General features: G+C 66.6%; 23 protein-coding genes. 10 read left to right on the forward strand and 13 right to left on the reverse strand.

Translation table 11 applies throughout. The annotated features are described in order from the left end of the window. The first annotated feature begins 217 nt into the window (after window positions 1–217). Together KDH83_RS08945 and KDH83_RS08950 are read left to right on the forward strand one after the other, a co-directional pair. A complete protein-coding gene (locus KDH83_RS08945; protein ID WP_212314570.1) occupies window positions 218–1018 on the forward strand; it encodes an enoyl-CoA hydratase/isomerase family protein in 801 nt (266 codons plus the stop codon). A 97-nt stretch (window positions 1019–1115) separates the two neighbouring features. Beyond that, on the forward strand, window positions 1116–1976 hold the full coding sequence (locus KDH83_RS08950) for an IclR family transcriptional regulator (RefSeq protein WP_103271831.1): 861 nt from the start codon (window positions 1116–1118) through the stop codon (window positions 1974–1976). A gap of 37 nt (window positions 1977–2013) precedes the next feature. Here the strand turns inward: KDH83_RS08950 and KDH83_RS08955 are convergent, their stop codons facing one another. The 7 genes from KDH83_RS08955 to KDH83_RS08985 all read right to left on the reverse strand — a co-directional run bounded on the left by KDH83_RS08955 (window position 2014) and on the right by KDH83_RS08985 (window position 8532). Next, window positions 2014–2547 carry an AAA family ATPase gene (locus tag KDH83_RS08955; RefSeq protein ID WP_249204958.1) on the reverse strand — a complete coding sequence of 178 codons (534 nt, stop codon included), beginning with the start codon at window positions 2545–2547 and terminating at the stop codon, window positions 2014–2016. A gap of 106 nt (window positions 2548–2653) precedes the next feature. Beyond that, window positions 2654–3109, reverse strand: coding sequence for a DoxX family protein (locus KDH83_RS08960; protein ID WP_212314572.1), 456 nt, complete (start codon window positions 3107–3109; stop codon window positions 2654–2656). 11 nt (window positions 3110–3120) lie between these two features. Further along, the gene (locus KDH83_RS08965) at window positions 3121–5007 is read right to left on the reverse strand and encodes an amidohydrolase (protein ID WP_212314574.1); all 1887 of its coding nucleotides are present in this window, start codon (window positions 5005–5007) and stop codon (window positions 3121–3123) included. Between the two features lie 38 nt (window positions 5008–5045). After that, entirely contained in the window at window positions 5046–5324 is a 279-nt protein-coding gene (locus tag KDH83_RS08970) for a XapX domain-containing protein (RefSeq protein ID WP_212314576.1), read from the reverse strand. Between the two features lie 27 nt (window positions 5325–5351). Further along, the gene (locus KDH83_RS08975) at window positions 5352–6056 is read right to left on the reverse strand and encodes a pirin family protein (RefSeq protein WP_212314578.1); all 705 of its coding nucleotides are present in this window, start codon (window positions 6054–6056) and stop codon (window positions 5352–5354) included. A 92-nt stretch (window positions 6057–6148) separates the two neighbouring features. Next, a complete protein-coding gene (locus KDH83_RS08980; protein WP_212314580.1) occupies window positions 6149–7738 on the reverse strand; it encodes an MFS transporter in 1590 nt (529 codons plus the stop codon). A 107-nt stretch (window positions 7739–7845) separates the two neighbouring features. After that, the gene (locus tag KDH83_RS08985) at window positions 7846–8532 is read right to left on the reverse strand and encodes a hydrolase (protein WP_212314581.1); all 687 of its coding nucleotides are present in this window, start codon (window positions 8530–8532) and stop codon (window positions 7846–7848) included. 318 nt (window positions 8533–8850) lie between these two features. Here KDH83_RS08985 and KDH83_RS08990 point away from each other — a divergent pair, with 318 nt between their 5' ends. Continuing rightward, window positions 8851–9774 (forward strand): LysR family transcriptional regulator, encoded by a 924-nt coding sequence (locus KDH83_RS08990; protein WP_212314583.1) that lies wholly within the window; start codon window positions 8851–8853, stop codon window positions 9772–9774. A gap of 79 nt (window positions 9775–9853) precedes the next feature. Here KDH83_RS08990 and KDH83_RS08995 read toward each other — a convergent pair whose 3' ends face one another. The 5 genes from KDH83_RS08995 to dnaA form a co-directional block, all read right to left on the reverse strand. Continuing rightward, window positions 9854–11194, reverse strand: coding sequence for a HipA domain-containing protein (locus tag KDH83_RS08995; RefSeq protein WP_212314585.1), 1341 nt, complete (start codon window positions 11192–11194; stop codon window positions 9854–9856). An 11-nt stretch (window positions 11195–11205) separates the two neighbouring features. Beyond that, a complete protein-coding gene (locus KDH83_RS09000; RefSeq protein WP_212314587.1) occupies window positions 11206–11547 on the reverse strand; it encodes a helix-turn-helix domain-containing protein in 342 nt (113 codons plus the stop codon). A gap of 350 nt (window positions 11548–11897) precedes the next feature. After that, a complete protein-coding gene (gene gyrB / locus KDH83_RS09005; RefSeq protein WP_212314589.1) occupies window positions 11898–14345 on the reverse strand; it encodes a DNA topoisomerase (ATP-hydrolyzing) subunit B in 2448 nt (815 codons plus the stop codon). Between the two features lie 94 nt (window positions 14346–14439). Next, window positions 14440–15549: a DNA polymerase III subunit beta gene (gene dnaN, locus KDH83_RS09010; RefSeq protein WP_199770955.1), complete on the reverse strand. Its 1110-nt coding sequence runs from the start codon at window positions 15547–15549 to the stop codon at window positions 14440–14442. 2 nt (window positions 15550–15551) lie between these two features. Further along, on the reverse strand, window positions 15552–17000 hold the full coding sequence (dnaA, locus tag KDH83_RS09015) for a chromosomal replication initiator protein DnaA (protein ID WP_212314591.1): 1449 nt from the start codon (window positions 16998–17000) through the stop codon (window positions 15552–15554). Between the two features lie 360 nt (window positions 17001–17360). Between dnaA and rpmH the strand changes: the two genes are divergently transcribed. The 4 genes from rpmH (at window position 17361) to yidC (ending at window position 20082) form a co-directional block, all read left to right on the forward strand. Then, entirely contained in the window at window positions 17361–17495 is a 135-nt protein-coding gene (gene rpmH, locus KDH83_RS09020; protein WP_006228069.1) for a 50S ribosomal protein L34, read from the forward strand. Between the two features lie 109 nt (window positions 17496–17604). Then, window positions 17605–17976: a ribonuclease P protein component gene (locus KDH83_RS09025; protein WP_103276256.1), complete on the forward strand. Its 372-nt coding sequence runs from the start codon at window positions 17605–17607 to the stop codon at window positions 17974–17976. A gap of 74 nt (window positions 17977–18050) precedes the next feature. Next, a complete protein-coding gene (gene yidD / locus KDH83_RS09030) occupies window positions 18051–18338 on the forward strand; it encodes a membrane protein insertion efficiency factor YidD (RefSeq protein WP_212314606.1) in 288 nt (95 codons plus the stop codon). A 49-nt stretch (window positions 18339–18387) separates the two neighbouring features. Next, window positions 18388–20082, forward strand: coding sequence for a membrane protein insertase YidC (yidC, locus tag KDH83_RS09035; protein ID WP_212314593.1), 1695 nt, complete (start codon window positions 18388–18390; stop codon window positions 20080–20082). Window positions 20083–20214: 132 nt separating this feature from the next. Here the strand turns inward: yidC and KDH83_RS09040 are convergent, their stop codons facing one another. Further along, window positions 20215–20589 carry a hypothetical protein gene (locus KDH83_RS09040; protein WP_212314595.1) on the reverse strand — a complete coding sequence of 125 codons (375 nt, stop codon included), beginning with the start codon at window positions 20587–20589 and terminating at the stop codon, window positions 20215–20217. A 76-nt stretch (window positions 20590–20665) separates the two neighbouring features. Here KDH83_RS09040 and KDH83_RS09045 point away from each other — a divergent pair, with 76 nt between their 5' ends. The 3 genes from KDH83_RS09045 to KDH83_RS09055 form a co-directional block, all read left to right on the forward strand. Next, entirely contained in the window at window positions 20666–20980 is a 315-nt protein-coding gene (locus tag KDH83_RS09045; RefSeq protein ID WP_103271812.1) for a metalloregulator ArsR/SmtB family transcription factor, read from the forward strand. Next, window positions 20977–21348 carry an SRPBCC domain-containing protein gene (locus tag KDH83_RS09050; protein ID WP_212314597.1) on the forward strand — a complete coding sequence of 124 codons (372 nt, stop codon included), beginning with the start codon at window positions 20977–20979 and terminating at the stop codon, window positions 21346–21348. Before KDH83_RS09045 ends, KDH83_RS09050 begins: the two co-directional genes overlap by 4 nt. A 79-nt stretch (window positions 21349–21427) precedes the next feature. Next, window positions 21428–21988, forward strand: a 561-nt coding sequence (locus KDH83_RS09055; protein ID WP_283093809.1) for an ATP-dependent Clp protease proteolytic subunit, incomplete at its 3' end; no start/stop codon positions are given.

Below are 21988 nucleotides of genomic sequence, written 5' to 3' on the forward strand. Positions count from 1 at the left end.
GCACAAGGGGGATCTAGGGAAAGCACTGATCCCCTTGCTTGAAGGTGCCCACAAGCCAGGCTGGAGTTCAATTTTCAACAATTTCCCCTCACCCGAGCGCGAGCTTTCCACCTAAGCGCCAGCGCTTGCAAATCCAGACACAAGAATTCCCTTGCCATCATTTTTCTCATCTCATATATTGGATTTTGCTTATCAACTATTTTATAGAGATAAAATCATGGCATCCGCAACGAAATTCATCGAAGTCGAGCGCCACGAAGGTGGCGTGGGCCTGATCCGGCTGAACCGCCCGCATAAGCTGAACGCCTGGCACGGCGCCATGCGCGACGAGATCATCGCCACCCTGCAAGCGTTCGACGCCGACGCCGGCATCCGGGCGATGGTCATGACCGGCGCGGGCGAGCGCGCCTTCTCGGCCGGCCAGGACCTGGAGGAAGCGCACGGCTTCGACGTGGCCTCCAGCGCGACCTGGATCCGTTCCTGGGAACACTTCTATTCGGTGCTGCGCGGCCTGACCAAGCCGCTGGTGATGGCCCTGAACGGCACGGCGGCGGGCTCGGCGTTCCAGGTCGCGCTGCTGGGCGACGTGCGGGTCGGCCATCCCGGCGTGCGCATGGGCCAGCCGGAAATCAATGCCGGCATCGCCAGCGTGACGGGGCCATGGATCATGAACCTGATGCTGGGCATGTCCCGCACCATCGAACTGACGCTGACCGGCCGGCTCATGGACGCAGAGGAAGCCTGCCGCCTGGGCCTGATCCATCACCTGGTGGACGCCGCCCAGGTGCTGCCGCGCGCGCTGGAGGTCGCCCGCGAACTCGCCGCCAAGCCGCCGGTGGCGCTGCGCCTGAACAAGCAGCGCTTCCGCGAGATGTCCCAGGCCTCGTTCGAGGACACCATGGAAGCGGCGATCCGGCTGCACAAGGAATCCTATGCCAGCGGCGAACCGGCACGCATGATGGAAGCCTTCTTCCAGGCCCGGGGCCACGCCGCGCCGGGTCGCGACGCGACAAACTGAGCGCCGGCGGCGCGTGCCGCATGCGCGAAAGCCCGTGGAATCGCCGTATTACACTCACGGCTTATCGCCATGCAGTAGCAACAGCCATACAAACGCCATGAACCCTATCACCCCGACGAAGAAAGCGCGCGGCAGGCCGGCAGCCGATCCGGACGGCAAGGCAGGGCGGGGCAAGGCGGGCAAGGAACACGCCGCCAACGAGGAATCCACGCTGTTCGTGAACTCGGTGGAAAAGGCCATGCGCGTGCTGGGCGTGTTCAACGCCAAGCGGCGCGAACTGTCGATGACGCAGATCGCCAGCCTCGCGGACCTGGACATGAGCGCCGCCCAGCGCTTCACGCACACGCTCGGCCAGTTGGGCCTGCTGCGCCGCGATCCCGCCACCAAGCTGTACGAGCTGTCGCCGCGCATGCTGGATTTCGCCTACCAGTTCATCGGCGCCAACGAACTCGTGGGGCTGGCCACGCCGTTCCTGCAGCAGCTGGCGGCCGAGACCGAGGAAACCGTCAACCTGACCCTGCTGGACGACACCGAGATCGTGTTCGTGCAGCGCTTCGTCAGCCGCCACGTGCTGACGCCCGAGGTCATCGTCGGCACGCGGCTGCCGGCCTACTGCACCTCGTCCGGCCTGGCCATCCTGAGCGCCTTGCCCGAGGACGAAGCCCGCGCGGTGCTGTCGCGGTCCAACCGGATTACGTACACCCAGTACACCCAGACCGATCCGGACCAGATCATGGAACGGCTGGCGCGCTTTCGCCAGCAGGGCTACGCGCACACCGAGGACGAGATGTACCTGGGCGACATCGCCACCGCCGTCGCCGTGCTGGGCGCCGATGGCCGCCCGCGCGGCGCCATCAACGTCGCGGTGTCGCGCGCGCGCTGGCACGCCCCCGAGGACGAACGGCGCATTTCCGCGCTGCTCATGGCGGCGGGACGCGCGATCTCCAGCCGGGGATAGATCCCGTGGCGCGCCTGCGCGCGCGGGCCGGCCCGCGCTAGCGCGCCAGCCCCCATTCCCGGTAGCGGCGCGCCAGCGCGCGCGCCGACGGACACAGCACTTTCGGCAATTCACAGCGCGCGTATAGCTGCGCATAGCGCTTGCGGTTGGGCGGCGTCGCCACCGCGATGTGACGGATCATCGACCACTTCACGCTGTCGCGACCGCCGTCGAGCGCGCCGCGCCGATCCCGTTCGAACCAGGTCCGGCGCGCGTAGCGCCACAGGCTCAAGGGCGTGGACAGGTCCAGCAGGATCAGACCCGTCGCACGCGCCAGGCGTTGCGGCAGACAAGAGGAATAGTTGCCGTCCATCACCCAGCGCTCGCCGGCGATGGCGGCGTCGTGCAGCGCCAGGAATTCCTCGGCGGGACGCGGCTGCCAGTCGGTATGCGGCAGATGGTAGAGACGGTCGAGGTGGATAGGCTGCAGGCCCTGTTTCGCCGCGATGGCATTGGCCAGCGTGGATTTGCCGCTGTTGGAGGGGCCGAGGATGCAGATGCGCGGGCCTAGCGTGTCGAGGTTCATGGGCATGGCATGCGTCTATCGAACGGCTGCCCATTGTAAGAACCCTGCGCTGGCAGTTTCCTGAGCACGCGGCATGAGCGGAGCGCACCATGCCGATGCGCTCCGGCACCCCTCATCGTTCCGCGCCGGCGCCCCCATGCTCCTTCAAATCCAGCCACGCCACCAGCAGAAAGCCGCCCGCGAGCCCTAGATGCTCGAAGAAGGAATTGGCCGCCATGAAACGCTCCTGCCCGATGGGCAATTCCCAGAAGCGCAGCGCCATGCCGGTCGCCGCGAGCGTGAAGAAGGCCAGTGCCACCGCGCCCAGCCAGCGCAGCCGGCCCGTCAGGATCATGACGGACGCAATCAGCTCCAGCGCGATCACCAGCACGGCGTACACCGGCGCCGGCGACAGGCCGAAATGCGCCATCTCGCGCAAGGCGCCGGGAAAATCCGCCAGCTTCGCCAGGCCGCCCTGCAGATAGGCGGCGCACAGCCCCAGATAGGCCAGGAAGCGGATCGCGGGCGAACCGAACAGCGGCCGCGCCGCGCCCGCAAGCCGCCGTTCCCATGCAAGCAAGGTGTTCATGTCGGCGCCCCTCACACGGCCCAGCACGAGCAGCCCAGCGCGCCGAAGAAGCCCGACAGATCCGAGCTGGGCGCCTGCGCCCCCCAGGCGCGCGCATGCTCATGTCCATGCACGCCGCAGGCGCTGGCGCAGCCGCAGGCCGCCATATTGCGGTAGCCCAGCGAATTGCGGCCGGCGCCATCCGGGTCGCCCCAGGCGGCGTAGCCGCCGAACAGGCGCGTGGGCGACCAGTCCGGCATGGCGGGCGGCAGCGGGTTGTCGTCCAGCGGACCGAACTCGCCGGCGCCGTAGACCACGCGGCCGCCGACCACGGTCAGGTCCGAGGTCAGGAACGAGATCTCGTCCTCGGCGCAGCTGAAATAGTCCTTGTCCGGCACGATGAAATCGGCCAGCTGGCCCGGCTCGATACGGCCGCGCTTGCCTTCCTCGTTGGAGAACCAGGCCACGTTCTCGGTCCACATGCGCAGCGCGGTCTCGCGGTCCAGGCAGTTGCGCGCGGGATAGAGGCGCGTGCCGCCCACGGTCTTGCCGGTGACCATCCAGGACAGGGACACCCAGGGGTTGTAGGACGCGACGCGGGTGGCGTCGGTGCCGGCCGACACCTTCACGCCGCGCGCCAGCATCTTGGCGACGGGCGGCGTGGCCTCGGCCGCCGCCGCGCCGTAGCGCTCGATGAAGTATTCGCCCTGGTAGGCCATGCGGTGCTGCACGGCGATGCCGCCGCCCAGCGCGGCGATGCGATCGATGGATTTGTCGGAGATGGTCTCGGCGTGGTCGAAGAACCAGTTCAGGCCGGTCAGCGGCGTGTCGCGATGGACTTTCTCGAAGACGTCCAGCGCGCGCGTGATGGTCTCGTCATAGGTGGCATGCAGGCGCCAGGGCCAGCGGTTCTGCGCCAGCACGCGCACCACTTCCTCCAGCTCGCCTTCCATTTCCGGCGGCATGTCCGGCCGCTCGACGCGGAAGTCCTCGAAGTCGGCGGCCGAGAACACCAGCATCTCGCCGGCGCCGTTGTGGCGGAAGTAGTCGGTGCCCTGCTTGTACTTCACGCTGGCGGTCCAGTTGAGGAAGTCTTCCTTCTCCTGCTTGGGCTTCTGCGTGAACAGGTTGTAGGCCAGGCGCACGGTCATCTGGTTGTCGTCGGCCAGCCGCTGGATCACGGCGTAGTCGTCGGGATAGTTCTGGAAGCCGCCGCCGGCGTCGATCACGCCGGTCACGCCCAGCCGGTTCAATTCGCGCATGAAATGGCGCGTGGAATTGAGCTGATAGTCGAAGGGCAGCTTCGGGCCTTTTGCCAGCGTGGCGTACAGGATGGTGGCGTTGGGCTTGGCCAGCAGCAGCCCGGTGGGGTTGCCCTGCGCGTCGCGCAGGATCTCGCCGCCCGGCGGATTGGGCGTGGTCTTGTTGTAGCCCACCGCGCGCAGCGCCGCGCCGTTGAGCAAGGCGCGGTCGTACAGGTGCAGGATGAACACCGGCGTGTCGGGCGCGACGGCGTTGAGTTCCTCGATGGTGGGCAGGCGTTTCTCGGCGAACTGGTGCTCGGTGAAGCCGCCCACCACGCGCACCCACTGCGGCGCGGGCGTGATGGCGACCTGGCGCTTGAGCATGGCCATGGCGTCGGCCAGCGAGCGCACGCCGTCCCAGCGCAGCTCCATGTTGTAGTTCAGGCCGCCGCGCACCACGTGCGTGTGGTTGTCGTACAGGCCGGGCAGGACGGCGCGGCGCTTCAGGTCGACGCGCCGCGTGCCGGCGCCGGCCAGCGCCAGCACCTCGGCATCGTCGCCGACCGCGACGAAACGGCCGTCCTTGACGGCGACGGCGCTGGCCTGCGGCCGGGAACGGTCCAGCGTGGTGATGCGACCGTTGTGGAAGATGACGTCCGGCGTGGCGGTGGTCATGGCGGTTTCTCCTTGGAATCGGGCAGGGGCGCGCAGGCTCAGCCCTGGTCGGTGTTCTTGTCCTGGCGTTGGGGCTGGGCCTGCCGGCCAGGCAGTTGCCCGAACAGATGGCTCACGGTCTTTTCCTTGTCGCAGGCGGCGGCGAAGGCCGAGCCGTTGAGCATCTGCTTGCCCACCGGAATCAGCTGTTCGCCCACCAGGATGCCCAGCAGGCCGATCAGCGCCACCAGCGGCGGCGCGGGCGAGCGGACCTGCAACAGGCTGTAGACCACGCCGACCAGCAGCCCGGCGCCCAGGGATAGCAGATAGATCTTCATTTGGAATGTCGTCCATTCAATTGTGGTTCATGCCAGCGTGTCCGCCAGCAGGGCTTCAACATCATCCAGCGCCGTGATGCGCAGCGTGGTTTCGTCGCGGATGGCGGCGCCGTCGCCGTCTTCGAGCGGCACGTCGTTGACGGTCAGCCGGCCCTTGGACGCGACCAGATAACCGCGCCGCGAACCGCTGGCGAACCGATAGGTGGCCGCCTCGCCCGCCTTGAGCGCGACGGCCAGCAGCCTGGCGTCGCTGCGGATCGGCAGCGCGTCCTCGTCGCCGGCGATGCCGCTGGCCAGCGTCAGGAAATGGCCGTGGCAGGCGTCGCGGGCAAAGGTCTTCCTGCCCCAGCTGGGCGGCGCGCCGCGCCGGTCCGGCTCGATCCAGATCTGGAACGCGCGGGCCGGACCGCCTTCCATGTTGAACTCGGCATGGGTCAGGCCGCTGCCCGCGCTCATGACCTGCACGTCGCCGGCCCGCGTGTGGCCGCGGTTGCCCAGGTCGTCCTCATGCGTGAGCGCGCCCAGGCGCACGCAGGTGATGATCTCCACATCCGTATGCAGCAGCGGCGGAAAGCCCGAGCCCGGCGCGAGGGTCTCGTCGTTCCAGGCGCGCAGCGCGCCCCAGCGCATGCGCGCGGGGTCCTGGTAGCCGGCGAACGAGAAATGATGCTTCACGTCGAACCAGCCGCGATGGGCATGGCCCAGGCTGGCGAGGGGACGGCGTTCGATCATGAGAGGGCCTCTGGATGTCGGAAGAGTGCGGATTCGATGCGCCAAGCCGGTAGCTGCTGCCTATGCCTTGCCGCCGGTTCAGCGCCGTGGCGTCAGTGCTTCAAGGCCAGGAAGTGATGCACCTCGGGCTTGTCCGGCCCGACATGAAAGCGCAGCGCTTCGGCCTGCAGGTCGGCGTCGGCATGGGATACGCGATGGTGCTGGCGCAGGTGCTCGGCCCAGGATTCCACGAAGAACCATTCGACCACCCGCTCCGCGTCGCCGGTATGCTCGACCACGCCCCAGGCATAGGCGCCGTCGCGCAGGCGCTCCTGCGACAGGCGCTTCATGGCGGCCAGGAAGGCGGGACGGTCGGCCTGGCGGATGCGGTATTCCACCTGCACCAGCACCGGGCCGCGATCGTGCGCCACCGGCTCGGCGACGAGCGGCTCGGGCCAATGGTTCGACGCCTGCAAGTCGGCCTCGCCCACCGGCAGGCGGACGCGGTGGAACAGCAGCGCGACCAGGACCAGGCCGGCGGCGCTGGCCGCCAGCGCGTAGGGCACGCCGATTTCGCGCGCCACCAGGCCCCAGCCCAGGCTGCCGGCCGCCATGGCGCCGTTGAACACGGTCAGGTACACCGCCAGCCCGCGGCCGCGCACCCAGTTGGGCAGGATGGCCTGGGCCACGCTGTTGAACGTCGTCAGCGCCGTGATCCAGCCCATGCCCAGCACCACCAGCAGCAGCACGGCCAGCCACTTCGGCGGCGCGAACACCAGCGCCGCCATCACGGCCGCGCTGGCCACGGACGCCAGCAGCACCAGGCCGTCCGCATCCAGCTTGCCCAGGCGCGGCAGCAGCAGCGCGCCCAGGATCGCCCCCGCGCCCACGGCGCCCAGCAGCACGCCGTAAAAGCCCGAGGAGCCGCCCAGCATCTGGCGCGCCACCAGCGGCAGCAAGGCCCACACGGCGCTGGCGAACAGGAAGAACACGGCGGCGCGCAGCAGCACGCGGTGCAGCTCCTTGCTGGCCCGCGTATAGCGCAGGCCGGCGCGGAACGCGCCCAGGAAGTTCTCCGACAGCGTGCTGTCGGCGGCGGCGGGGCGCTTCCACCACAACAAGGCGGCGATCACGAACACATAGCTGAGCACGTCCATGCCATAGGTCACGGCCGCGCCGAAGCTGGCCAGGATCAGGCCGCCGGCGGCCGGGCCGATGGCGCGCGCGATATTGATGCCCAGTGAATTGAGCGCGACCGCGCCCTTGAGCTCCGTGCGCGGCACCAATTCGGGCACGATCGATTGCCAGGTCGGCCCCATCAGCGCCGCGCCGATGCCGCCGACGAAGGTCAGCGCGATCAGGTAGTCGACCGTCAGCGCGCCGGTGTACGACAGGAGCAGCAGCGTGCCGCTGACCGAGGCCAGCAGCAGCTGCACGAAGATCAGGAAACGGCGGCGGTCCAGGATGTCGGACAGCACGCCGGCCGGTATGGCGAGCAGGAAGATGGGCAGGGTGGCGGCGGTCTGGATCAGCGCCACGGCGGTGGGGCTGGCCGACAGGTCGGTCACCAGCCAGGAGCTGGCCACGTCGCGCATGAAGCTGCCGACGTTGCCCAGCACCGTGGCCGCCCACAGCACGGCGAACACGGGCTGGCGCAGCGGCGCGAAGCTGCCTGCCGGATTAGGGGTGTTGCCGTTCGGCATGGAATGCTCCTGGGTCGCCAGGGGCGTTCATCGCGCCGCCTGCCGTGTTCCGAAAGTACCGAGCCGGGCCGGCCGTGGCAGCGCCACCGCCGGCCCGGCAGGCGGGCTTACTTGGCCGGGTTGGGGCCGATGCGTTCGCCGTGCTTCACGCGCTCGGCCAGCTTGTGCACATGGGTGACGGCGTAGTCGATGCCCATGCCGTAGGCGCCGGAGTGTTCCTTGGCGATGCCGGTCACGGCGTCGTAGGTTTCCTGGCGGGCCCAGTCGCGCTGCCATTCCAGCATCACCTGCTGCCAGGTCACCGGCACCACGCCGGCCTGGATCATGCGGTCCATGGCGTACTTGTGCGCGTCTGCCGAGGTGCCGCCCGAGGCGTCGGCCACCATGTAGATCTCGTAGTCGCCTTCCAGCATGGCGCACAGCGCGAAGGTGGTGTTGCAGACCTCGGTCCACAGGCCGGCCACCACGATCTTCTTGCGGCCGTTGGCGGCCAGCGCGTCGCGCACGTTCTGGTCGTCCCACGAGTTCATCGAAGTGCGTTCCAGGATCTTGTTGTCGGGGAACACGGCCAGCAGTTCGGGGAAGGTGTTGCCCGAGAAACCGTCGGTTTCCACGGTGGTGATGGTGGTCGGGATGTTGAAGGTGCGGGCGGCCTTGGCCAGGCCCACCACATTGTTCTTCAGCGTCTGGCGGTCGATCGACTGCACGCCGAAAGCCATCTGCGGCTGCTGGTCGATGAAGATGATCTGGCTGTTCTGCGGCGTCAGGACTTCGAGGTATTTGTTGGCGGACATGGCGGGTCTCTCTTTCAGGAAATCGTTCAGGGAATGCAGCGGCATGAATTCGGGGCAACGCGCGGACCGCCTGGGCCCACGCCGTCAGATCGTGTCGGAAGCGCCGCTTGAAGCTCTCGTGCACGTCGTCTGTCGGTAGAGGCATATTAGGGATCGGCCCGGCGCCTGAGAATCCGCGCCGTGGAATTCCATCCTTTCCATTTCTTGCATGCTCCCTATGACAGGGACGTTTTCCTGGCCCGCCACGGGCCGATGTTTTCTTGTTCGTCACATAGGCAGCCGCTATCATCGACGCGACTGTTATTGCGAGAATCAGACATGAACAAGCTGCCGGATCTGGAAGGCTGGGCGATCTTCGCCAAGGTCGCCGACACCGGCTCGTTCGCCAAGGCGGCGACCGAGCTGGCCCTGTCCCAGGCCACGGTGTCCAAGGCCATCACGCGCCTGGAAACCAAGATGAAGACCATGCTGTTCCACCGCACCTCGCGCAGCATGTCGCTGACCGAGTCCGGCTACGCGGCGTTGGAACGCGCCGCGCGCATCCTGGAAGAGGGCGAGGCCGTCGAGGCCGAGGTGACCGAGAAATCCACCAGCCTGCGCGGCAAGATCCGCCTGTCCGCGCCCATGTCCTTCGGCGTCACGCACCTGGCGCCGATGCTGCCGCCCTTCATGCAGGCGCATCCCGACGTGGGCCTGGAGATCGAGTTCAGCGACAAGCAGGCCGACCTGGTGTCCGAACGCTTCGACCTGGCGCTGCGCATCTCGAATCTGGTCGACTCCACGCTGCTGGCCCGGCGCCTGTGCTCGGTGCGCATCCTGCTGGTGGGCTCGCCCGCGTACTTCAAGCGCGCGGGCCGGCCCAAGCATCCGCGCGACCTGGCGCAGCACACGGCCCTGCAATACATGTACGCGCGCAACGGCTCGAACTGGCGCTTCCGCCACGAGACCCACGGCGAGTTCTCGCAGGCCCTGCCGGTGCATCTGAACGTGAACAACGCCGAGGCCCTGGCGCCGGCCCTGCGCGCCGGCAGCGGGCTGGCGCTGCAGCCGGAGTTCCTGGCCTGGGAAGACCTGCAATCGGGCGCGCTGGAGACGGCCATGGATGACTGGCAGGTCGATCCGATCGCGCTGCATATCGTCACGCCGCCGGGGAGGCGGCGTCCGGCGCGGGTGCAGGCGCTGATCGAGTATCTGTCGGAGCGGTTGACGGCGCAGCCTTGGGCGAGTGACGTGCAGGGGTAGGGTGGGGCGCGACCCGTTGCGGGGCGCCGCGCGCCGCGCGCGCGGCCTGGCGCGTCCTGCACACCGATCAATGCCGGACTCAAGCGATCAGCTTGCGCGTACCAACAGTGCTCAGCACATCGATGTGCCGGAATGCAGAGGCGATTTTCTCGATGTCCTGCGCCTGCACGCCGTACCCTTCGAAGACCACCCGCCATTCGCGGACAATCGCCCAGACCTGCGCAATCAATTGCCCCGCGCGTGTCGGAGTAATGGAGAATCGGGCCGCGCCAGCCAAGGCATTGTCCATCGTCGCGCTTCGCCCTTCAGGCCCGACGCCCAGGTGCAGGTAGCGATCGGCCGCCATGGCCGGCCTAGGCAGCACGTCGTACAGGGGACTCAGGCGCCATCCCGGCAGGGCAGGATCCCAGATGAACCCGTGGTTGCGCAGGTGATCGTCATCGTTGTTCACCAGAACGTTGAACACCATGCGCTTGTACAGCTCTTCGCTGTCCTGGCGGATCACCGACGGATGGCAGTACTTGCGCACCGCTTCCGCCAGATCCGCGTATGCCTTGGCATTCGACTCCAACTCATCGCACCCGACCATCGTCAGGCCACTGACGAAGGCCATCCGACGCTCGGTGCGACCGTTCGCTGGCGCAAGCGTGAGATCGGTCCCCATGCCCGCCGCGACACCTTTGTCGAGCCAGTATCGGTCGAATCGACGGATCATCATGACGCGTCGCGTGTTCAGCATGACCGTCTCGACCGCGGGCACATTCAAACCCGCCGCACTGGCCAATCGCAATGTCGCCGCCTCGATGACGGGAATGTCGAATGCGTCTTTCCGAGTGGGGAATTTGGCCAGCGTCAGATATCCAGCGCCATCGCGGACCGTGGCTTTGGGGCGCGCGCCTCCAAGCGCCGACCCCTGGATGAAAATCTGCTCGAGATGGGACGGTACGGGCAGCCCCTCGTCGATGCGCTCGGCGGCAGCCAGGAGGCGCTCCAGGTCATGCACGCGGCCGGCCGCCCCCTCCAGGGGTTCCGAATCCCTGCTCGGCCGCACATCCAGGGCGCCCACCCGATTGCTCCCGGCATGCAGGAGATAGTCGGATTCGCGCAGGCTATTGGCCGGCGCCTTGAGCTTGGCCTCGATAACCCGCCGCCCCCAGGAATCTGGCGCGGCATCGCGAATGCCCCCAAAGCCTGTCAAATCGTTCACGGGCAACAGAACTTTGCCTTTGACCGGCGCTCCATGCGTGCCCAGGCTCACGGGATCGATCTCCACGGCGCCCGGCCGGTCGAGATACCGCGTCCCGTAGGCGTAGCTGGACGCAAGGAGTGTGGCGCCTTCCTCCGTCATGGTCAGCAAGCCACACGGCACCCAGCTTTCATCCAGGTGGGCAAAGATCACGACTTCCCGGTCCTTGGCCATGGGCGCCTCCCTCAAAAATCGAGCTTGGCCAGCTCTGAAGTGGACAGGTCGCGCACACGCCGCGTCGCCTCGCGAGATTCGAGCGCCTTGAGCGCAGGGTCGGATTCGGCCAGCAGGCCGGCAAGCGTCGTGCCGGGAGAGATCGCTTCCAGATATCGGAGGATCTGCCCGAACGCCAGGCCTGGATCGCCTTTTTCAAGGCGATAGGCGGTGTTGCGGGAAAGCCCCGCACGCAGTGCGGCATCTGCCTGCTTGATGCGCCGGGCCTGGCGCAGACGCGCCAGCAATTGGCCAATCTGCTCTGACTGCCGGGCCAGTTCTGGCGAAATCGCAGATGATTGAGAGACCTTCATGCTTGTTAAATCACTCTATAAGTACTTATGGATTGATTTGACGAACATATTAAGCCAAGCATCAAAAACGAACAATAGGATCGTTAAATCGATCCTAAACTACTTAATATTCGATTTTAGATGCATACCATTGTGACTGGCAACGAATCCAGGAGTCCTTGCCGAAGGGTGCTGTGCCAGCCCGCAGCGAATCATCCCGCCCGCAAGCCTTGCCCGCCGCGCCTGGTGATGAAGCCTTCCAGGCTCCCGGCGCCATCCAGCCTCGCCAAAGAAAATGGGCTGCGACGCAGCCCATTTCTTGCCATCCGGATTGCTTGAGAAATATCCAGCTCTCAAGCGCTCCCGCACGCTTACACGTCGATATTCCCCGCCGACAAGGCATGCGCCTCGATGAAGTTCCGACGCGGCTCCACGTCATCGCCCATCAGCGTGGTGAAGACCTCGTCGGCCGCGATGGCGTCCTCGATCTGCACGCGCAGCAGGCGGCGCACCTTGGGGTCCATGGTGGTTTCCCACAGCTGCTCGGGGTTCATTTCGCCCAGGCCCTTGTAGCGCTGCTTGGAGATGCTGCGGTCGGCTTCGCTGCGCAGCCACAGCATGGCTTCGCGGAAGTCGGACACGGTCTGCTCCTTGCGCTTGTCGCCTTCGCCGCGCGCGGCCATCGAGCGCGGCAGGACCTTGCCGGAGAAGCTCTTGGCGGCGCGCGACAGCACGCCGTAGTCAGAGCCGTTGATGAAGTCCGCGTCGATGATGCTGACGCGCACGTTGCCGTGGTGCATGCGCTGGATCGACAGGCGATGACGCTCGGTGGCCGCGTCGAACTCGGCCACGATTTCCACGCCGTTGCCGCTGACCGGGTCGCGCAGCGCGCCGGCCAGGCGCTTGGCCGAGTCGGCGGCGGCTTCAGCCGTGTCCAGGTTGATCTCGACGCCTTCGGCCATGGCCGACAGCGCGGCCGGATCGAACACGCGCGACAGGCGCGCGATCACGCCGTCGGCGGCCACGTACTGGCGGGCCAGGTCGTTGAGCTCGTCGCCGCGGATGATGTTGCCGCCGGAGATGATCTCGGCGTCCTTCAGGGCCAGCTGCAGCATGAACTGCGCTTCTTCCTGGTCATCCTTCAGGTAGCGCTCTTCGCGGCCGACCTTGACCTTGTACAGCGGCGGCTGGGCGATGTAGACGTAGCCGCGCTGCACCAGCTCGGGCATCTGGCGGTACAGCAGCGTCAGCAGCAGGGTGCGGATGTGCGCGCCGTCGACGTCCGCGTCGGTCATGATGATGAGGCGGTGGTAGCGCAGCTTGTCGACGTTGAAGTCGGGGCCGATGCTGGTGCCCAGCGCGGTGATCAGCGTGGCGATCTGCTCGCTGGCGATCAGGCGGTCGAAGCGCGCCTTTTCCACGTTCAGCACCTTGCCGCGCAGCGGCAGGATGGCCTGGAACTTGCGGTCGCGGCCCTGCTTGGCCGAGCCGCCTGCGGAGTCGCCCTCGACGATGTACAGCTCGCACAGCGCCGGGTCTTTTTCCTGGCAGTCGGCCAGCTTGCCGGGCAGGCCGGCGCCTTCCAGCACGCTCTTGCGGCGCGTCATCTCGCGCGCCTTGCGCGCGGCTTCGCGGGCGCGGGCGGCCTCGACGATCTTGGCGCACAGCGCCTTGGCGTCGTTGGGGTGTTCCAGCAGCCAGGTTTCCAGCGTGCGGGCCACGGCTTCTTCGACGGCCGGGCGCACTTCGCTGGAGACCAGCTTGTCCTTGGTCTGGCTGCTGAACTTGGGTTCGGGCACCTTCACCGACAGCACGCAGGCCAGGCCTTCGCGCATGTCGTCGCCGGACGTCTCGACCTTGGCCTTCTTGGCCAGCTCGTTGTCGGTGATGTACTTGTTGATGATGCGGGTCATGGCCGCGCGCAGGCCGGTCAGGTGCGAGCCGCCGTCGCGCTGCGGGATGTTGTTGGTGAAGCACAGCACGCTTTCGCTGTAGCTGTCGTTCCACTGCATCGCCACTTCCACGCCCACCGTCACGCCGCCGGCCGAGGACTCGGTGGTGACCGAGAACACGTTCGGGTGCAGCACGGTCTTGCTGCGGTTGATGTATTCGACGAAGCCCTTCACGCCGCCGGAGAAGGCGAAGTTCTCTTCCTTGCCCTGGCGCTGGTCGATCAGGCGGATCTTGACGCCGTTGTTCAGGAACGAGAGCTCGCGCAGGCGCTTGGAGAGGATCTCGTAGTGGTACTCGATGTTGTTGAAGATGATCGGGTCGGCCAGGAAGCGCACTTCGGTGCCGCGCTTGTCGGTCGTGCCGGTCACGGCCAGGGGCGCGACGCGCTCGCCCTGGCGGAATTCCATCTGGTGCACTTCGCCGTTGCGGCGGATGGTCAGGCGCAGCCATTCGGACAGCGCGTTGACGCAGGACACGCCCACGCCGTGCAGGCCGCCGGAGACCTTGTACGAGTTCTGGTCGAACTTGCCGCCGGCGTGCAGCTCGGTCATGACGATTTCGGCCGCGCTGCGGTGGAATTCGTCGTCCTTGTGGATGTCGGTGGGGATGCCGCGACCGTTGTCCGTCACCGAGATCGAGTTGTCGGTGTGGATCGTGACGACGATGTCGTCGCAATAGCCCGCCAGGGCTTCGTCGATGGCGTTGTCCACGACCTCGAACACCATGTGGTGCAAGCCGGTGCCGTCGGACGTGTCGCCGATGTACATGCCGGGGCGCTTGCGCACGGCCTCCAGCCCTTTGAGCATCTTGATCGAGTCAGCGCCGTAGCCGCTGTTCTCGGGAGTGGTGTTCTGCTGATCTGACATGTCTGTTTCGATAAAGCTTTAAAGAACGGCCTGGCGGCCGGACCGCCGGCGGGCGCGCTGGCCCGCGGGCGGCACAAACCCACGTAATGGCGGATTAGATCCGCATGGGCATGACGACGTACTTGAACTGGTCGTCTTCGGGCAGGGTGATGAGCGCGGACGCGTTGGCGTCGGGCATGACCGACCACTGGATGTTGTCGACCTTGACGTTCGACAGCACGTCGAGCAGGTAGCCGACGTTGAAGCCCACGTCCAGCGGCTCATGGCCGTAGTCGATGTCGATTTCTTCCTGCGCCTCTTCCTGCTCGGCGTTGGAGGACGAGATCTTCATCTGGTTCTGCGCCAGCTGCAGGCGCACGCCCTTGAACTTGTCCGTGGTCAGGATGGCGGCGCGTTGCAGGCTGCCTTGCAGCGCTTCGCGGCCGACCAGGAAATGACGCGAGTAGTTCGTGGGAATCACGCGCGTGAAATCGGGGAACTTGCCTTCGACCAGCTTGGACACCAGCTCGACATCGCCGAAGCGGAAACGGATCTGGCCCGGCGCCACGTCGATGGAGACGGGCTCGTCGGAGTCTTCCAGCAGGCGCTGCATTTCCAGCACGGTCTTGCGCGGCACGATGACTTCGTGGCGTTCCTTGATGCCGTCGGCCTCGGTGGAGCAGTGCGCCAGGCGATGGCCGTCGGTGGCCACGGCGCGCACGCGGCCCGGTTCGAACACCAGCAGCATGCCGTTCAGGTAGTAGCGGATGTCCTGCTGCGCCATGGCGAAGTGCACCATGTTGAACAGGTGGCGCAGCGTGCGCTGCGGCAGCGTCAGCGACACGTCCCACTGTTCGGGCTGGGCCACGGTGGGGAACTCGCTGGCGGCCAGCGTCTGCAACGCGAAGCGGCTCTTGGCCGACTGCACGGAAAGCTTGTTGCTGGCCAGCGCCAGCTTGACCTCGCCCGTGTCGGGCAGGGCCTTGAGGATGTCCAGCAACTTGCGCGCCGCCACCGTGGTGGACTCGTTGTCCTGGCCCACGCCGAAGTCGGCATGCGTGGTGATCTGCACTTCCAGGTCGGTGGCGATGAAGGCAACCTTGTTGCCTTCCTTGCGCATCAGGATGTTCGCCAGGATGGGCAGGGTATGGCGTCTTTCGACGATGCCCGCCACAGTCGACAGCGGTTTCAGCAATGCATCGCGTGTGGTTTGTACGAGTTGCATGTTCATCCTTTTAGAGTTTGTTCCAACACGTGCAGGGTATGGTTGAGTTCCGCTTGCTTGGCGCGGGCATCGGAGATCTTGCGCACGGCGTGCAGTACCGTGGTGTGGTCGCGGCCACCGAACAGATCACCGATTTCCGGCAGGCTTTTCTGGGTCAGCTCCTTGGCCAGGTACATGGCGACCTGGCGCGGCAAGGCGATATTGGCGGGCCGGCGTTTCGAATACATGTCGGCCACCTTGATCTTGTAGAAGTCCGCCACGGTCTTCTGGATGTTCTCGACCGTGATCTGGCCGTTGGACACCGACAGCAGATCCTTCAGGGCTTCCTTGCAGACATCCACCGTGAGCACGTCGCGGCCGTGGAAGCGGGCATACGCCAGCACCTTGCGCAGCGCGCCTTCCAGTTCGCGGACGTTGCTGCGCAGATGCTTGGCGATGAAGAACGCCACTTCCTCGGGCATGGGCACGCCCTCGGACTCGGCCTTGCGCAGCAGGATCGCCACCCGCATTTCCAGCTCGGGCGGCTCGATCGCCACCGTCAGGCCGGAATCGAAGCGCGAGATCAGGCGGCTGTCGATGCCCGACAGTTCCTTCGGATAGGTGTCGCTGGTGATGATGATCTGCTTGCGCTGCGCCACCATCGCCTCGAAGGCGTAGAAGAACTCTTCCTGCGTGCGGTTCTTGCCGGAGAAGAACTGGATGTCGTCGATCAGCAGCAGGTCCAGCGAATGGTAGTAGCGCTTGAAATCGTCGAACGCCTTGCGCTGGTAGGCCTTGACCACGTCGGACACGTATTGGTCGGCATGCACGTAGCGCACGCGCACCCCGGTGCCGGCCGCGACCATGGCATTGCCGATGGCGTGGATCAGGTGGGTCTTGCCAAGGCCCACGCCGCCGTACAGGAACAGCGGGTTGTAGGACGTGCCGGGATTCTCGGCCACCTGCAGCGCGGCGGCGCGGGCCAGTTGGTTGGCCTTGCCGGTCACGAAGTTTTCGAAGGTCAGATCGGTGTTCAGGCGCGAGCGCTCGTACACGATGTTGGCGGCGTCGGCGTTGACAGCGGCGGCCGCGTTGGAAGCGGCGACGGTCTGCGCAACCATTGCAGGCGGCGGCGCCGCGGCGGGCGGCGGCGCGCCCCCCGTGGGCGCGGCGCCCTGCGTCGCGGCAGGGCGCACCGGAGCCACCGGCATGCGGGGCGTGGCGCCATGGCTGGGCAGCTCGAACTGCACCTGCACCGGCCGCTCGAACCACTCCGCGGCCAACGCTTCGATCTGGTGGGAGAAATTCTTCCGCACCCAATCCAGCTTGAAGCGGTTGGGCGCGGCAACGCGCAGCACCGCCTGCGTTTCGTCGTACGCAAGCGGGACCAGCGGTCGTATCCACGCGCTGATTTGTTGGGGGGGGAGTTCCTGCTCAAGACGACTGACGCAGGTCTGCCAGAATTCTTTCATGTCGCTCTTATTCAAACCTCGATTCTACCTTGCCTGGGCATGGGTTATCCACAGGGCAGGACCGGACTGACACTTGACCGGGCGCTTAACTGTTTGACAAGACAGGGAAAACTTGCTGAAATGGTGGGCTTTTCCGAATTCTGTCTGTCAGAAGGTTTCGCAGAAGGCCTCGAACACGAGCCTTGCTGAATATCGCCCGGGGGAAATCCCGGCCCGAAGCCCCGTCTCAAGATCGCGCCCCCGCCGGCATGCTTATCGGCCCGCCGGCCGCGCTTCTTGCAGATACCCGCTTTGTGGATCAGCGATCAGGAACCCTCCGGGCAGGTCCCTTCTGACTTTTGTTCTTTTTGTGGATCGTCCATGAAACGCACCTACCAACCTTCCGTCACCCGTCGCAAGCGCACCCATGGTTTCCGCGTGCGCATGAAGACCCGCGCCGGCCGCGCCATCCTGAGCGCCCGCCGCGCCAAGGGCCGCAAGCGCCTGGCCGTCTAAGTCCGGGTTCCGGTTTTCCGGAAACCCCGGCTTCTTGCCCGGACCGGCCACATTGCAGGAATTCTCGCAATCCCAGCCGGGTCCGACGCAAGCGTCCGACCTGCAGTCCATGCCGCGCGCCACGCTTCCCCCGGAGGCGCGGCTGCATCGCCCCTCCGAGTTCGCCGCCGCGCTGAAAGGCCGGCGTCTGGCCCGAGGGGCGTTCTTCGTTGTGAGCGCCGCTCCCAACGATCTCCCCCCCGGCCAGGAGGCCTGCGCCCGCCTGGGCCTGATCATCGCCAAGCGGTTCGCCGCCCGCGCCTCCACGCGCAACGCCATCAAGCGGGTCATCCGCGAAGCGTTTCGCCATCGGCGCCTGGCGCTGCCGGCCAAAGACTACGTCGTGCGCCTGCAATGCAAGATGCCTCCCGCCACGCTCACCGTGCTTAAACAGACGGTTCGCGCCGAAGTAGACGCTCACTTTGAGCGGATCGCGCGATGAGCGGGGCAGGGCCGGACACCCCAGAATCCGACCCGTCGCCACGTTCGGCGGCCCGCCCCCGGGGCGGCCGTGGCCTGGCGGCGGCGCTGCTCATCGCCCCGATCCGGTTCTATCGTTTTTTCTTGAGCCCCTGGATCGGCCGGCAATGCCGTTTCACCCCCACCTGCTCGGCGTACGCGATCGAAGCGATCGAACGCCATGGCGCCTGGCGCGGCTTCTGGCTGGCGGCCCGGCGCATCGGGCGCTGCCATCCGTGGTCGCCGGGCGGTCTGGACCCGGTTCCCCCCTCCCGACAAGCGCCGGGCGAGGGAACCAAGTGCGGCGAGGGCTGCTCCCACAGCCACCGCAGCAGGCATGATTGACGCTAAACTGGCGGGCTTTGCTGGCCCGTATTCACTTCAGTAGGCACCAATGGATATCCGACGAACCGTCCTCTGGATGATTTTTTCCTTCTCGCTGTTGCTTCTTTGGAACAACTGGCAGATCCATAACGGCAAGCCGTCGCTGTTCGGCGGGCCCGCGCCCGCGGCTGCCACCGCCGACGGCCAGCAACAGGCCGCCGCCGGCAACAACGCCACCCCCTCGGTGCCGAACGCGCCCGCCAATGCCACGCCGTCCGCCCCGACCTCGGCGGTGCCCGGTTCGGCCGCTGCCGCCCCGGCCCGTTCCGAGGAAGTCGTGGTCACCACCGACGTGCTGCGCCTGACCTTCGACACGATGGGCGCCCAGCTGGTGCGCGCCGAGCTGCTGAAGTACCCGGCGACCGGCCAGGCCGACAAGCCGACGGTGCTGCTGGACCGCAGCGCCGGCCTGAACTACGTGGCGCAGACCGGCGTGGTCGGCGCGCCCGACGGCCAGAGCTTCCCCACGCACCAGACGCCGTTCCGCGTGGTCTCGACCGAGCGCCAGCTCAGCGGCGACAGCCTGGTCGTCGCCTTCGAAGGCGAGTCCGGCGGCCTGAAGGTCACCAAGACCTACACGCTGCATCGCGGCCGCTACGACATCGACGTGCGCCACGACCTGGCCAACGTCGGCGCCGCCGCCGTGAAGCCCGCGCTGTACCTGCAGCTCGAGCGCGACGGCAACGATCCGGCCGACACGTCCAGCTTCTATCACACGTTCACCGGCATCGCGGTCTACTCGGAACAGGACAAGTTCCAGAAGGTCACCTTCGCCGACATCGAAAAGAAGAAGGCCAGCTACGTCAAGCAGGCCGACAACGGCTGGATCGCCATCGTCCAGCACTACTTCGCCACCGCCTGGGTGCCGCCGCAAGGCAAGCAGCGCAACAACGAAGTGGTCGAGGTGCAGAAGAACCTGTACGCGGCCCGCAGCATCGAAGCCGTGGGCGAGATCGCCCCGGGCGCCGCGTCGCGCGTCGACTCGCACCTGTGGGTCGGCCCGCAGGACCAGAAGGCCATGGCCGCGCTGGCCCCCGGCCTGGAACTGGTGGTCGACTACGGCTGGCTGACCATCATCGCCAAGCCGCTGTTCACGCTGATGACCTGGCTGCACTCGCTGCTGGGCAACTGGGGCTGGACCATCGTCGCGCTGACCGTGCTGATCAAGGCGCTGTTCTACCCGCTGGCCTCGGCGAGCTACCGCTCGATGGCCCGCATGAAGCAGGTCGCTCCGCGCCTGCAGGCGCTGAAGGAAAAGTACGGCGACGACAAGCAGAAGCTCAATGCCGCCATGATGGAGATGTACCGCACCGAGAAGATCAACCCGCTGGGCGGCTGCCTGCCGATGGTGGTGCAGATCCCGGTGTTCATCTCGCTGTACTGGGTGCTGCTGGCCAGCGTGGAAATGCGCGGCGCGCCGTGGATCCTGTGGGTGCACGACCTGTCGATCCGCGACCCGTTCTTCATTCTGCCCGCCATCATGATGGCCACCATGTTCCTGCAGATCAAGCTGAACCCCACGCCCCCGGACCCCGTCCAGGCCAAGGTCATGATGATCATGCCGCTGGTGTTCGGCGGGATGATGTTCTTCTTCCCGGCCGGCCTGGTGCTGTACTGGTGCGTGAACAACACGCTGTCGATCCTGCAGCAGTGGTCCATCACCCGGGCCATCCAGCGCAAGAGCGAAGCCGCCGCAAGCCGCTGATCGCGGACCACGGCAATGAAGAACCGGCCCCCAGGGGCCGGTTTTTTTATGGCTGCGTCACCCCGGAACCACCGCTGCCGCCTCGACGCGCGACGGACCATGGATGATGCCGCGGGCAATACCGTCAGCCGTCTACGGCGCGTGCGCCAGCACCCACAGCGCGTACTGCCGGACATACGAGCGCCCATGCGCGCAGCCGGCGGCGGCGGCCAGGATGGCCTGGCGGTCCAGATGCAGGGCCAGACGCAGCTGATCCTTGAACTGCTCCGAGAAATCGCCCTCGGTCAGGCGCCGGGCGATGCAGGCCACCAGCTGATCGCGATGGGTGCGCCCCAGCTGGCAGTGCTTGAAGCGGCGCGCCAGCAGCGCCCGGATCCGGCCGTCGGACACACCGCGCGACTCGGCCAGGAAAAAGCGCACGCACAGGTCCACCACGTCGGGCGCCTGATGCCGCAACAGCTCATCGGCCATGGCCAGCCATTCGTACTTGGAAAGGTACGGATACATGCGCGAAAGGGGGAGAAGTAAGGCTGGGCATGATAGCCCGCTTGCCAATCACATTAGCCAATGCTAATGTGATGTCATGATCGAGAACGACATCTTCAAGGCCCTGGCCGATCCGACCCGCCGCGCCATCTTCGAGAAGCTGGCGCCCGGCGGCATGAACGCCAGCGCCCTGCGGGTGGGCATGGACATCAGCCAGTCCGCCATGTCCCAGCATCTGGCGGTGCTGCGCAAGGCCGGCCTGGTGCGCGAAGAGCGGCAGGGCCGCTTCGTGAACTACGAAGTCGATCCCGACGGCCTGGCGCTGATCGCCGGCTGGCTGTCGAAGTACCGCGCCTACTGGCCGGCGCGCGTGGACGCCCTGAAGGCCTTGCTCAAGGACATGGACCAATGAACGACACTCCCGCCCAGGACACGCAGGACGAGCAGGCCGATGCGCTGGTGCTCGAATACGCGCTGGACGCGCCCCCGTCGCAGGTCTGGCGCGCCGTCAGCATCCCCGCGCTGCGCGAGCAGTGGCTGCCCGACGTGGCGGTGTCCGACCCCGAACCCGTCTCGGTCACCCACGAGGAAGAAATCCGCTACCGCATGCGCGACGACGCGCCGCCGTTCCTGGAAAGCCTGGTCACCTTCCAGATCGAGCCGGACGGCGAGGGCGGCACGCTGCTCAGGATCATCCACAAACTGGCCGACGCGCGCCTGGAGCGCCGCCTGCGGCCGGCCGCCAACGATGGCGGCCCCTGGCTGATGATGGCCGCCTAGCGGCCGCCCGAACGGTCGCCCAGCCGGCCGCCGGGCCTCGCCCGGCCTCCCTTTCCCAAGCAACACAAGGAGTTCGCTCATGAGCGGAGCGATGCAGCTCGTCCCTATGGTGGTGGAACAGTCCGGCCGCGGAGAACGGTCGTTCGACATCTATTCGCGCCTGCTGCGCGAACGCATCGTGTTCCTGAACGGCGAGGTCAACGACACGGTCTCGGCGCTGGTGTGCGCGCAGCTGCTGTTCCTGGAGGCCGAGAACCCCGGCAAGCCCATCCACCTGTACATCAATTCGCCCGGCGGCGTGATCACCAGCGGCCTGGCCATGTACGACACCATGCAGTTCATCAAGTCGCCCGTGCACACGCTGTGCATGGGCACGGCGCGCTCCATGGGCTCGCTGCTGCTGATGGCCGGCGAGCCGGGCGAACGGGCCGCGCTGCCCAACGCCAGCATGCACGTGCACCAGCCGCTGGGCGGCTTCCAGGGCCAGGCCTCGGACATCATGATCCACGCCGAGGAAATGCAGCGCACCAAGGACCGCGTCATCCGGCTGTACGCCGAGCATTGCGGCCGCAGCTATGAGGACGTCGAGCGCAGCCTGGACCGCGACCGCTACCTGACGGCCGACGAAGCCATCGAGTGG

Source organism: Achromobacter sp. Marseille-Q0513 (assembly GCF_018195695.1).
In the GTDB taxonomy this organism is placed as follows: Bacteria; Pseudomonadota; Gammaproteobacteria; order Burkholderiales; family Burkholderiaceae_B; genus Achromobacter.